The organism is Salinimonas iocasae, from assembly GCF_006228385.1.
GTDB classification, from domain to species: Bacteria; Pseudomonadota; Gammaproteobacteria; order Enterobacterales; family Alteromonadaceae; genus Alteromonas; species Alteromonas iocasae.
In genome coordinates this window covers 946,031-958,696 of sequence record NZ_CP039852.1, presented here as the reverse complement: position 1 = coordinate 958,696, position 12,666 = coordinate 946,031, and the positions used below count along the sequence as shown (strand labels likewise).

Sequence of the window (12,666 nt, the reverse complement as noted above, 5' to 3'; positions counted from 1 at the left end):
TCTGCTAGGATTCACCGCAAATTTCAATACCTTGGGAATTCAACCATGTCTCGAGTTTTAATCATTGGCGCCGGTGGCGTCTCTACAGTAACGGTAAAAAAATGTGCGCGTTTGCCTGAGTATTTCGACGAAATCTATCTGGCGAGCCGTACGGTATCAAAATGTGAGGCACTGCAAAAAGAAGTAGGCGCAGACCGCGTCAAAGCTGTCTTTGCAGTAGATGCAGATAATGCCAGCGAAGTCGAATCACTGATTAATGATGTGAAACCTGACCTGGTAATCAATCTGGCACTACCTTATCAGGACTTGCCGATTATGGATGCCTGTCTGGCCACTGGCACAGACTACCTCGATACAGCCAATTATGAGCCAAAAGACGAAGCCAAGTTTGAATACAAATGGCAGTGGGCTTATCAGGACAAGTTTAAAGATGCCGGTATCATGGCGCTTCTGGGCTCAGGTTTTGACCCAGGTGTCACTAACGTGTTTACCGCGTATGCCGCCAAACATTACTTCGACGAGATTCATTACCTGGATATCGTAGATTGTAATGGTGGCGACCACGGTCAGGCTTTTGCGACCAACTTCAATCCTGAAATCAATATTCGCGAAATTACCCAGCGTGGTAAATTCTTTGAAGACGGGCAATGGAAAGAAACCGATCCATTGAGCGTGCGTGAAGATCTGGACTATCAAAACATTGGCGTTCGCCCTTCTTACCTGATGTATCACGAAGAGCTTGAGTCTATCGTTAAACATATTCCGGGCATTAAACGTGCGCGCTTCTGGATGACGTTCGGCGATGCCTATCTGAATCACTTGCGGGTGCTTGAAGGTATCGGCATGACCAGCATTGAACCGGTTGAGTTCCAGGGTCAGAAAATTGTACCTCTGGAGTTCTTAAAAGCCGTGTTACCTAACCCGGGCTCTCTGGCTGAAGGCTATACGGGTATGACGTGCATCGGTACCTACATCACGGGTGTTAAAGATGGTAAAGAAAAAACAATCTTTATCTATAACAACTGCGATCACGCTAAGACGAACGAAGAAGTGGGTGCGCAGGCTGTTTCTTATACCACCGGTGTACCGGCAATGATTGGTGCTAAACTGATGCTTGATGGTACATGGAAAAAACCAGGCGTTTGGAATATGGAACAGTTTGACCCTGACCCGTTTATGGAAGAGTTGGGCAAACATGGTCTGCCGTGGCATGTCATTGAATGTGACCAAAGCCCTTTTTCTAAATAGTCAGGAGTAGCGGGTTTGAGCGACTTAACATCTCGGGATGATATTCCATCACCCTGCTATGTGCTTGAAGAGGCAAGGCTACTAGAGAACCTTACGCTGATGCAGCGCGTCCAGGAAGAATCGGGTGCCCGTATCATTCTGGCGCTTAAAGGATTTTCCATGTGGTCGGCGTTTGATATTATCAGGCCATATCTGCACGGTGCCACCGCCAGTTCTGTCTGGGAGGCAAAGCTGGCCAGTGAAATGGGTAAAGAGGTGCATGCCTACTCTCCCGCTTACAAACCCGATGATATTGCCCAGTTGAACAAGCTGGTCAATCACCTGTCTTTTAACAGTCTTTCGCAGTGGGAGCGTTACCGTGACGCTATGCCTGACGTATCACTGGGGTTGAGAATTAACCCTGAACATCAGGAAGCGGAAACGCCTTTGTACGATCCGGCTGCTCCGGGCTCCCGCCTGGGTGTCCGGGCCAGTGAGCTTAACAATGTTGACCTGTCGGGTATTGATGGATTTCATTGTCACAACTTGTGTGAATGTGATTCATTTGCCACTGCCCGAACACTGGAAGCAATTGAAGCCCGCTTTGGTCAGTGGTTGCCGTCACTGAAATGGCTGAATCTGGGTGGTGGTCATCTTATGACGCGTGCTGACTACGATGTTGAGCATCTTATCAGCACACTCAAAGCCTTTAAGACGCGCTACCCGCATCTCGATGTCATTCTTGAACCAGGCTCTGCTGTGGCATGGCAGACCGGTCCGTTGATAGCCGAAGTCGTGGACATTGTTAAAAACGAAGGTGATATTGCCATACTCGATATCTCAGCAACGGCGCACATGCCTGATGTGTTAGAGATGCCTTATCGCCCTGTTATCACCCACGCAGGTATGCCCGGCGATAAACCGCATAACTTTCGTCTGGGAGGAAATTCCTGTCTGGCAGGTGATGTGATAGATACCTATTCGTTCGACCAGCCACTGAAGATAGGCGACCGTCTTCAGTTTGAAGATATGATGCATTACACAATGGTAAAAACCAGCTTTTTCAACGGTGTTGAGCATCCATCAATCGGTATCTTACGAAAAAATGGCGAGTTTGAACTGGTCAGGCAGTTTACCTACGAAGACTTCAAAGGGCGGTTGTCCTGAGCGAGCTTTGGGGTGTTAGCCCAAACCTTGTTTATTGCGAATAAAGAACGACACAAAATAAATAGGGCAGCACGGTAATGATCCGGCTGCCCTATTTTTATTGGCTATCTGGCGTAAAGCAGTATTCTGCTTCCTCAGTATAGGTGACTATAAAACCCCTTTACCACGTGCAACTCCATCGTCTGGCACTTCACCTTCAGCAAGCACGGTATCGTCGAGCAAAAGCTTAAATGGTGTTCCCGCATGAGCCGTAATGTTGTATTCAAAGCCCTGCATCTTTTCGTCATTGACTTCTACCTGCGCTTCCTTGTTTGGATGCAATAGTTCGTAGACACCATCATCATTAACTCTGTCGATGACATTCACCATCCAGGTCCCCTCGTGGATGTCCAGCTTCAAAGTACGGTTTGTCATATGCCCTCCAATTAATATACGTTGGGTACGGCGCAACCATCAATTTTGATTACCGCTCATATGGACTGAGGTACTTACGCCCCCCTCATTGAATGCATGGGGAAGCGGACACCATTTAAAGGGTCAGCCCAACCTGATACAACGCATTCTTTTTCAACTTGTAGTGAGCTGCCACAATGGCGGCCGCCTTTTTGAGAGGAAGTTCTTCCGTTAGCGCTTTCAGTAACGCCAGCGCCTCTGCCGGTATTTCCGTATCCTGTTCAGGCGCTGGCGATACCATTACTACAAACTCGCCTTTTTGTCTGGCCGGCTCTGCTTCAAGCCACTGTATGACATCATCCGGTCGCCCGCTGATAATCGACTCAAATGCTTTGGTGAGCTCTTTGGCAATAACAACATTGCGCTCATTACCCAGTATCTTCTGTATATCTTTAAGGGTGGCGATTACACGACGTGGTGCTTCGTAAAATACCGTCGTAGCATGGCGATCGGTTAGAAGTGCCAGTCTGTTTTCCTTCGCCTGACTTTTTACCGGCAGAAAACCCTCAAAAATAAATCGATCGGTTGGTAAACCTGAACCACTTAACGCTGTAATCGCGGCGCACGGCCCGGGTAGCGGAACAACAGGAATACCCTGCTCGCGGCAGTGACGAACAAGTACAAAACCCGGATCGCTGATAAGCGGCGTGCCGGCATCGCTGACCAGGGCAACACTTTCGCCGTCCTGCAATCGATGACAAAGCATCGCAGCCCGCTTTTCCTCGTTATGTTCGTGCAAAGAAAGCGTGCGGGTTTTTATACTAAAATGCTGCAAAAGTCGCTGGGTGTGCCGGGTGTCCTCAGCGGCAATCCAGTCAGCGGACTCAAGCGTTTTCAGCGCCCTTGTGGTGATATCTTCCAGATTACCAATAGGGGTAGGTACAATGTACAGCGTTGCGGGCATAAACGTGGTTACCTGAATCTGCTATTTAGAAAACCTGCAGTGTACCACGGCTTGAGTACGGTTTATTGTCGCAGACGTAGATTTTCCTGTGTGTTCAGATAAACTTGGGGCTCCAGAATAAGAGGGATCAGATGTGCAATTAAACAGTCAGGGCCGTTTATCTTTATCATGCTGTGCTCTGGTGCTTGTGTTATCAATAGCTGGCTGTACCTCACCGGCTACCAGGGCGCCTGAAAAACCAATCGCAACAGATACCATGCCCGTGATCGAAAAGGTCGAGCAATCACCTAAGTCTTTGCTACTGCGCGCTCAGCAAATGGAGCCGGACGCTGATCCGAATCAGGTAACCCGGGTGCTGTTAGATGCTGCCACAGCCTATTTGCAACGTGACCAAGCTGCTCAGGCACAACATATTTTACTTTCTTTGATTTCCCAGCCACTTGATACGCCTGAAAAGCGCCGTGCAGAAACGCTAATTGCACAAAGTTACATGAACGATCCAGGCGCTGATACCGAACAGTTAATAGAGCTGTTAACACCGCTGGCCGCTGATGTGCAGGTTAAAAATCATCAGCTGACATTACTGACTCACCTGTATGAACGCCAACAGAACTACCTGGCTGCCGCTGCATCTTATGCACAAATTATGACCGACGATGCTGACTCTGTGGAACGTGTATGGCAGTGGGTAAACAAGGTGCCGGCCAGCGAAATTAAGCAACAGGCTGCGCAATACAGTAATCTTCAGCCTTACGTTGCATTGTATAATCTGGTTGCTGAACATGGGTTAAATACAGCGCAATTTAACCGCGAGCTTAAACGCTTTTCCCGTGTCTATCGCGGAACGCCACTGGTCACTCACCTCCCCGAGCCAATTATACAGGCGGCAGAGTTGCGCCGCAAAGACGTTCAGAAGGCAACGGTAATGCTACCGTTGAGTGGCCGCTATAAAGCAACCGGTATGGCGGTGAAAGACGGCATACTGGCTGCTTATTATGACCAGTTATCTCGGGATGGCTCGGCCTCGGCCCCACACCTTACGTTTATAGATACCAACGGAAAATCTGGTGAGGAGCTAATTGATGCTATTGGCGACACGCAGTGGGTTATCGGTCCGCTGTTAAAAGAAACCCTTGACCTGATGTTGCCCACCCTGCCCAGTAACATCAATCTTCTGGCGCTTAATCGTCCGGATGACGCCTCGCCGGTCACTATCAGCACTATCGACAGCCCGCTGATCCCTGAAGAGTTTGCCGTACCGGCAGCTGAGCCTTTACCAGCAACGTGGTTTGCACTGGCCCCTGAAGAGGAAGCCTATCAGCTGGCCGATCACATAGCGCAAAAAGGGTATCGTTCACCTATCGTAGTTGCTGCTAACAGCACTATTTATCAACGCCTGCTGGACGCGTTTGAGTCACGCTGGCAACGCCATCACTCTGATAACGAAAAGTCCCGGACGCTTAATATCGTCACCTTTGATGACAGCGGTTCGCTGAAAGACGGAATTACTGACGCGCTTGGTGTGGCACAAAGCAAATCGCGCATTGACCAGATTCGTTACATGGTTAACGAAAAGCTTCACAATGTTACGCGCAACCGCCGTGATATTGATGCTATCGTTGTTTTTGCCTCACCGGAACAAACAGAACTTCTCAACCCAATGGTTGAAGCCAGCCTGAGTCCATTCGATGGTAAAACGGTTCCTGTGTATACAACATCGCGCTCGATGGAGTATGACAGCGGTAAGAACCAATGGCGCGATCTGCAGAATGTTCGTTTTATCGATATGCCCTGGATGTTACCCCAAAACCGGTGGCCTGAGTTTACCCGCACAGCTAATACATTATGGCCGGATCGGAGTACGGCGTTTTCCCGCTTTTTCGCTTTCGGAGTCGATGCTTACCAGATGCTGCCTAACGTAGAGCAGATGGCGTTGCTCCCCCAGGTAAGCCTTGAAGGTCTGACCGGTAAGTTGTCCGTAGATGAAGCAGGCCGGGTTATCCGGACATTACCCCAGGCTCGTATTAATAATCAGCAAATCATTCCGGTTACCGGAGAGTAGACATGTCTCGGTTAGCTGGCCAGCAAGCAGAAGATAAGGCAGAGAGTTATCTTCTGGCTCAGGGCCTTAAAACCGAAGCGCGGAATTTTCAAACGCGTTACGGTGAACTGGATATAGTAATGCGCGACGGACAAACCTGGGTTTGTGTCGAAGTTAAAGCCAGACGTAGTTCGAGCCACGGCGTAGCTAGTGAATTTGTTACCGCATCGAAGTACAGAAAATTACAAACCTGCTTTGAACAATTTTTGCTGGCACACGGTCTTAATCCGAATCACACATCAATGCGACTTGATGTGGTAGCATTAGATAATCAGAACCTGCAGTGGATAAAGAACATTGCAGGCTAAAACATTGCCTGAATAGTGAAGCGATATGATAGAGAATATTAAAGCCAATTTTACTGAAAGTATCCAGACTAAGATAGCTGCCTCAGAGGTGCTTCCCGACGCCATCGAGAAAGCCGCTACCATGATGGTTGAGGCTTTGATTCGTGGGAATAAAATTCTAAGCTGCGGAAATGGCGGCTCAGCAGGCGATGCGCAGCACTTCTCTTCTGAAATGCTTAACCGGTATGAGCGCGATCGTCCAAGCCTGCCGGCTATTGCACTTAGCACAGACACATCAACGCTGACGTCCATCGCTAATGATTACAGCTACGATGAGATTTTCGCCAAACAGGTTCGGGCGCTAGGTCAGTCTGGCGACATTCTGCTGGCAATATCTACCAGTGGTAATTCGCGCAACGTTATTGCTGCGATGGAAGCTGCGCTGTCCCGCGATATGACAATCGTAGCGCTGACAGGCAAAGACGGCGGTGAAATGGCGGGTTTTCTGAGCGAACACGATGTTGAAATTCGAGTCCCTTCAAACCGCACCGCTCGCATCCAGGAAGTACACCTGCTGGTGATTCACAATTTATGTGAATGTATAGATGACAGCTTGTTCCCCGCTGACCATGGAGACAATGCTTAAATGTTGAAACGCGCCATCCCGGCAGGCGTTCTGGCACTGATAATTGCAACTACACAGTTACAGGGCTGCGTAGTTGCAGCGGTAGGTGCTGGCGCTGCAGCGGCGGCTAAAGTCGCCAATGATCGTCGTACCGTTGGCACCCAGCTGGATGACCAGAATGCGGAGGGAAAAGTCTCTTTTCGCTGGGCCAAATACGACCGTCTCAAAGACGAAGCGAATCTGCGAGTAGATGTATACAACGGCGTAGCCCTTATGACCGGACAGGCCCCGGATCGCCAGATTATTGATCAGGCTGTCAGTGAGGTCCAACAGGTTGACTATATCAGAAAGATCCATAATCAGGTGAGAGTGGGACCGCCCCATGGTGCTTCCTCCCAGGCATATGATATCTGGCTGGCTAATAAAATCCGCGCTAAACTGCTAGCCAACGATAATGTCCCTTCCATGCAAATCAAAGTTGTTGTGGAAAATTCCGAAGTCTTTCTGATGGGCCGTGTTACCAATCAGGAAGCCACCTACGCGGTCGATATTGCGCGAAATGTTGATGGTGTGCAGCGCGTTGTCAGAGCGTTTGAAATTACTTAGAACAATTGCTTATTGTTCCCTGTGATCTGCTCCCACTCCAGTCACTTATAGATTGTGGCCGGCTCGCTACACTTATGTAGCAACGTGCCGGCCCGTACCTTCAAATCAATCTCCATAAGATTGCTCTGACTCGATTTTCGTTTTGTATAAAAGTGAGACAACACTCACATGCCAACTGTATCGCATAAAACAGCGACTGCTTTGTTAGTTGCCGCCGCACTGTTCATGGAAATTCTCGATGCAACGATCATTACCACGGCATTGCCGATAATTGCCGCCGAATTTGGCGTACCAGCGGCTCATCTGTCAGTTGGAGTTAGTGCTTATCTGGTGGCGGTCACTATTTTTATTCCAATCAGCGGCTGGGCGGCTGACCGGTTTGGTGCCAAGCGTATTTTCTCTCTGGCCATTCTGATATTCGTGGCAGCCTCAGTATTGTGCGGCTTTAGTCAGAGTCTGAACCAGTTTACGGTAGCCAGAGTTCTGCAGGGAATTGGTGGCGCGATGATGGTGCCGGTAGGCCGCCTGGTGGTATTAAGGAATCTGCCTAAAGAACAGATAGTCAGCGCTATGGCAATCTTAACCTGGCCAGCCCTTGGTGCCCCTTTAATTGGTCCGGTACTGGGCGGTTGGATTGCAGAGACCTGGCACTGGTCGTGGATATTTTTCATCAACGTACCGCTTGGCGCTATTGCACTGTTGTTCGCTTACTGGCTGCTAAACAATGACAAAGGCCAGTGGCAACCTTTCGACATCACAGGCTTCCTGCTTAGTGCAAGCGGATTTGGTACGTTAATGGCCGGGCTTGAATCTTTCAGCGCCCGACCTGAGAACATAACGCTTCCGTTGGTACTGGTTGCAGGCGGAACACTGACCCTCGCCTTCGCTATCCGGCATATGTTGCGTACCCCTACCCCTTTATTTTCATTATCTGCACTGAGGTTTTCAACGTTTCGCGCAACCATGACCGGTGGCTCGATAATACGTATATCGCTATCCAGTGCGCCATTTATAATTCCACTGATGTTACAGGTGGGCCTGGGTTACAGTGCAATTGAAGCCGGTACATTATTACTGTGGTTATTCGCAGGCAATCTGGCGGTGAAACCGGCTACAACCTGGATCATGAACGTGTTCGGCTTTAAAAATGTGCTTATATACAACACGCTTTTGGTTGCCGTGGGCTTTTTTATCCTGGCGCTGTGTGATTCTACTACTCCGGCGTGGTTGCTCGGTATCATCTTATTTATAAGTGGTATGACGCGGTCTATGCACCTGACGGTACTAAACACCCTGAGTTTTGCGGATGTACCCCAATCCTATATCCGCGATGCCAACACATTAAGTGCGGTTATTATGCAAATGACCCGGGGAATGGGGATTACTGCAGGCGCGCTGGCATTGGCGCTGGCAACCTTTATTATTGATGACACGCGAAGTATTCCTGTCACCACCGATTTTCAGCTGACAATGGTCTTTATGGGCATTATTGCGCTTATTTCATTGTTTAACAGTGCCAGAGTCGAGCCGGATATAGGCGATGCTGTACTGAATCACCGCCGGGCCCGTTAGGGATAATGCATATGTAAAACCTACACCGTTTTTCACTAAATACAATACTGGCAGCCCCCTTAGCATAACTTAACCATTTGAAACATAATAAAAAACTAAACTAGCATCAAAGTTGCATTGTCTCTCCCTGCAAGATAATGAAAAGTCTGGCTTATCCGGGCATATCCCGGAACAGCCTGAAAGCTCACTAAGGAGGTTCTATGAACGCCAATAAACTGATGCTTGCTACACTTATTTCTTCATCACTAATGGCCGGTGCAGCGATTGCACAGGATACGCAAACAAACAGTGTACCTGTCGCTACATCACAGGCCAGTACTACCTGGCTCTCTCTGACAGGGACTGTAACAGAAGTCGACTCTAAATTTATCACTGTTGATTACGGTGAAGGCGAGTTGACTGTTGATACTGATACACTACAACTTGATCAAACCGCATTTGAAAATCTGACCGATGCCACGGTTACCGTCACTGGTATGCTCAATCAGGAACTACTAACTGAGGGTAGGATGCGTGCGTCCAGTCTATACCTGGAAAATGTAGGCACTGCATTCGTTGCATCGAACACGATGGAGCATGAGTCAGACATGTTAATTTCTGCGGCCGGATTAGATCTGGACAAATCAGAAGTAACGCTCATCGGTAATGTATCCACACTATCTGATGATGCCTTTCAATTTGGTGCCGGAGATGCCGCGCTAACAGTAGAAGTCGACGATCTTCGCGATAATCCGTTAGATAAAGACGGTTACCTGGTACTTAAGCATGGTGACAGAGTCAAAGTCACGGCCTCTATCGAAGATGATTTTTTCGAAGACTATGAAATAGACGCTGAAACTATCGTTAGACTACAGCAGGCAGAATAAACAACCAGACAAGCGCCCGTCAGGGCGCTTTGTCGACAATACAACCGTTTTACCATTGACTTCCCTTCCTTGCCCCCCTATATTGTCGACACTACAGTCACTTTACCTTTATTTTTATGTCGCTACCCATTGAGACGCCTATAACTAACGCAGACAAAACATTTTTCCGCCTGCGCACAGATATCGTCGAGGGTGTTATTCAGGCGGGAGCGAAACTCAGCGAAACAGAATTGTCGACACGTTATGCGGTAAGTCGTGCTGTTATTCGCGAAGCAATCAACCGTCTTGTTGCTTGCCATCTTGTTGAACGCAAAGCCAATGTTGGCGCTAAGGTAGTCACCCTCTCTGCAGCCGGCTTAGTCCAGCTTTATCAGGTTCGCGAGGCACTGGAAGGTATGGCGGCCAGACTTGCCGCAAACAATATGGACGATGTTGAGATAAGTAATCTGCAATCATTATTGGATGCGCATTCCAGCAAAGTCAGCAGTGGAGAAACTTACTATCAGGAAGCCGGTGATGTGGATTTTCATTACCGGATTGTACTGGGAAGTAAGAATGCTCACCTTATCAGCGTTCTGATTGATGGCATCTATCACCTGGTGCGCATGTATCGCGTTCAGCTTGGAATGGCAGGCCCTCGGGTCACCACCGCATTTGAGGAGCACAGTAATATTGTGCGCGCTATAGCTAATCGTGATGGTGAGCTGGCTGAAATGCTTATGCGCAGACATATCCTTTATTCAAAGAACAACATAGAACGAAAACTGAATTCAATTTCTGATTAACCCTACGAGGCTTTAACTATGCAAAGTGCAGGAAAAAAATTTCGTCAGGCGCTGACTGACAATCATCCTCTTCAAATTGTCGGCACCATCAACGCGTACACAGCTATTATGGCAAAACAAATAGGGCATAAAGCTATCTATTTGTCTGGTGGTGGCGTTGCAAATGCTTCTTACGGCCTGCCCGACCTGGGTATGACATCGTTAAACGATGTTATAGAGGATGTGCAACGCATAACCAGAGCCTGTGACTTGCCGTTATTGGTTGATATTGATACAGGCTGGGGCGGCGCATTTAACATCGCTAAAACTATCCGGGATATGGAAAAAGCAGGCGCGGCCGCGGTACATATGGAAGATCAGGTTGCTCAAAAACGTTGTGGTCACCGCCCGAATAAAGAAATCGTCAGCACCCAGGAGATGGTTGATAGAATAAAAGCAGCGGTAGATGCACGTACGGATCCTGACTTTTTCATTATGGCCCGAACCGATGCCTTTGCACAGGAAGGGTTGGATGCTGCTATCGAACGGGCAAAGGCTTATGTCGCGGCTGGTGCTGACGGTATTTTTGCCGAAGCAGTACAGACTGAAGAGCATTATCGCGCCTTCGCTGATGCACTCGATGTACCTATTCTGGCCAATATTACAGAGTTTGGTAAAACCGAGTTGTGGAACAAAAAAGAGCTGGGTGAATGGGGAGCCGATATGGTGCTTTATCCACTAAGTGCTTTCAGAGCCATGAACAAAGCTGCGGAGCGCGTTTATCAGACGATTCTGACAGACGGTGACCAAAAAGCAGTCGTTGATGACATGCAAACCCGCATGGACCTGTACGACTATCTCGGCTACCACGACTACGAACAGAAGCTGGACGACTTGTTCAGCCGCAATAAGAATTAATAAATTTTTCCCTTTGTACACTACATTTTTTCAGGAGATAACGCATGGCTAAACAATTAAGTGGCGCAGGATTGCGTGGACAGGTCGCAGGTAAAACAGCATTGTCGACTGTCGGCGTGTCCGGGTCAGGCTTAACGTATCGCGGTTATGATGTAAAAGATCTGGCAAACAACTGCCAGTTTGAAGAAGTTGCCTATCTTATTCTCAAAGGCAAACTGCCTAATCAGCGGGAACTGAGCGCTTATAAAAAGACGTTACAGTCACTTCGTAGCCTTCCGCAGCCGCTCAAAGAAGTACTTGAGCGTATTCCAAAAGATGCCCACCCTATGGATGTACTGCGTACAGGCTGCTCAATGCTGGGTAATCTGGAAGGTGAGGCAAACTTTGACCAGCAACAAGACGTGACTGAACGTATGCTGGCAGCTTTTCCTGGCATTATTTGCTACTGGTATCGTTTTACTCACGATGGCATCCGTATTGACGAAAATACTGACGATGACTCTATCGGCGGGCACTTTTTGCATCTTCTGCGTGGCGAGAAACCGTCACAACTGCATGAAGACGTTATGCATGTTTCACTGATTTTGTATGCTGAGCATGAGTTCAACGCCTCTACATTTACTGCTCGCGTTTGTGCCTCGACATTGTCTGATATGCATTCATGCATCACTGGCGCTATTGGCTCTCTTCGCGGTCCCCTGCATGGTGGTGCGAACGAAGCCGCGATGGAGATGATCGAAGGCTTCACCTCGCCAGAGCATGCTGAAAAAGAAATGATGGCGAAACTGGAGCGCAAAGAAAAGATTATGGGCTTCGGTCACGCGGTTTATTCTGACAGCGATCCACGTAATGAGATCATCAAACAATGGTCTAAGAAGCTATCTGAGGATGTTGGCGATGATACGCTGTATGCCGTGTCTGAGCGTTGTGAAGAAGTTATGTGGCGTGAGAAAAAACTATTCTGTAATGCTGATTTCTTCCATGCCTCGGCGTATAACTTTATGGATATTCCCACTAAGTTATTCACGCCTATTTTCGTGATGTCCCGCCTCACAGGTTGGGCCGCTCATGTTATGGAGCAGCGTGCTGACAATCGTATTATCCGCCCTTCTGCTGAGTACACCGGCGAGGAACTCCGTCCGGTTCCGCCTATGAGCGAACGTGACTAATTAATTA

13 protein-coding genes are annotated in these 12,666 nt (G+C 48.5%); 11 read left to right on the top strand and 2 right to left on the bottom strand.

Features of this window, described 5'->3' with window-relative positions:
* Positions 1 to 45 precede the first annotated feature (45 nt).
* On the top strand, positions 46 to 1,248 hold the full coding sequence (locus tag FBQ74_RS04160) for a saccharopine dehydrogenase family protein (protein ID WP_139755467.1): 1,203 nt from the start codon (positions 46 to 48) through the stop codon (positions 1,246 to 1,248).
* Between the two features lie 15 nt (positions 1,249 to 1,263).
* Positions 1,264 to 2,394, top strand: coding sequence for a carboxynorspermidine decarboxylase (nspC, locus tag FBQ74_RS04155; protein ID WP_139755466.1), 1,131 nt, complete (start codon positions 1,264 to 1,266; stop codon positions 2,392 to 2,394).
* Between the two features lie 147 nt (positions 2,395 to 2,541).
* On the opposite strand, the gene FBQ74_RS04150 is transcribed toward nspC, so the two are convergent.
* Together FBQ74_RS04150 and rsmI are read right to left on the bottom strand one after the other, a co-directional pair.
* Positions 2,542 to 2,808 (bottom strand): hypothetical protein, encoded by a 267-nt coding sequence (locus FBQ74_RS04150; RefSeq protein WP_139755465.1) that lies wholly within the window; start codon positions 2,806 to 2,808, stop codon positions 2,542 to 2,544.
* A gap of 115 nt (positions 2,809 to 2,923) precedes the next feature.
* Positions 2,924 to 3,751 carry a 16S rRNA (cytidine(1402)-2'-O)-methyltransferase gene (rsmI, locus tag FBQ74_RS04145; RefSeq protein ID WP_139755464.1) on the bottom strand — a complete coding sequence of 276 codons (828 nt, stop codon included), beginning with the start codon at positions 3,749 to 3,751 and terminating at the stop codon, positions 2,924 to 2,926.
* Between the two features lie 133 nt (positions 3,752 to 3,884).
* On the opposite strand from rsmI, the gene FBQ74_RS04140 reads away from it, so the two are divergent.
* From FBQ74_RS04140 to prpC, 9 genes are all read left to right on the top strand, one after another.
* Positions 3,885 to 5,813, top strand: a complete 1,929-nt coding sequence (locus FBQ74_RS04140; protein WP_139755463.1) for a penicillin-binding protein activator — start codon at positions 3,885 to 3,887, stop codon at positions 5,811 to 5,813.
* 2 nt (positions 5,814 to 5,815) lie between these two features.
* Positions 5,816 to 6,160, top strand: coding sequence for a YraN family protein (locus FBQ74_RS04135; RefSeq protein WP_139755462.1), 345 nt, complete (start codon positions 5,816 to 5,818; stop codon positions 6,158 to 6,160).
* Between the two features lie 25 nt (positions 6,161 to 6,185).
* Positions 6,186 to 6,785 carry a phosphoheptose isomerase gene (locus FBQ74_RS04130; protein ID WP_139755461.1) on the top strand — a complete coding sequence of 200 codons (600 nt, stop codon included), beginning with the start codon at positions 6,186 to 6,188 and terminating at the stop codon, positions 6,783 to 6,785.
* Positions 6,786 to 7,370, top strand: coding sequence for a division/outer membrane stress-associated lipid-binding lipoprotein (gene dolP, locus FBQ74_RS04125; RefSeq protein WP_139755460.1), 585 nt, complete (start codon positions 6,786 to 6,788; stop codon positions 7,368 to 7,370). It abuts the gene before it with no gap.
* Between the two features lie 168 nt (positions 7,371 to 7,538).
* Positions 7,539 to 8,942 carry an MFS transporter gene (locus FBQ74_RS04120; protein WP_139755459.1) on the top strand — a complete coding sequence of 468 codons (1,404 nt, stop codon included), beginning with the start codon at positions 7,539 to 7,541 and terminating at the stop codon, positions 8,940 to 8,942.
* A 200-nt stretch (positions 8,943 to 9,142) separates the two neighbouring features.
* Entirely contained in the window at positions 9,143 to 9,808 is a 666-nt protein-coding gene (locus FBQ74_RS04115) for a hypothetical protein (protein ID WP_139755458.1), read from the top strand.
* 116 nt (positions 9,809 to 9,924) lie between these two features.
* Positions 9,925 to 10,593, top strand: a complete 669-nt coding sequence (locus tag FBQ74_RS04110) for a GntR family transcriptional regulator (RefSeq protein ID WP_139755457.1) — start codon at positions 9,925 to 9,927, stop codon at positions 10,591 to 10,593.
* A gap of 18 nt (positions 10,594 to 10,611) precedes the next feature.
* Positions 10,612 to 11,490 (top strand): methylisocitrate lyase, encoded by an 879-nt coding sequence (gene prpB, locus FBQ74_RS04105; RefSeq protein ID WP_139755456.1) that lies wholly within the window; start codon positions 10,612 to 10,614, stop codon positions 11,488 to 11,490.
* Positions 11,491 to 11,534: 44 nt separating this feature from the next.
* Positions 11,535 to 12,659: a bifunctional 2-methylcitrate synthase/citrate synthase gene (gene prpC, locus FBQ74_RS04100; protein ID WP_139755455.1), complete on the top strand. Its 1,125-nt coding sequence runs from the start codon at positions 11,535 to 11,537 to the stop codon at positions 12,657 to 12,659.
* Positions 12,660 to 12,666: the final 7 nt, after the last annotated feature.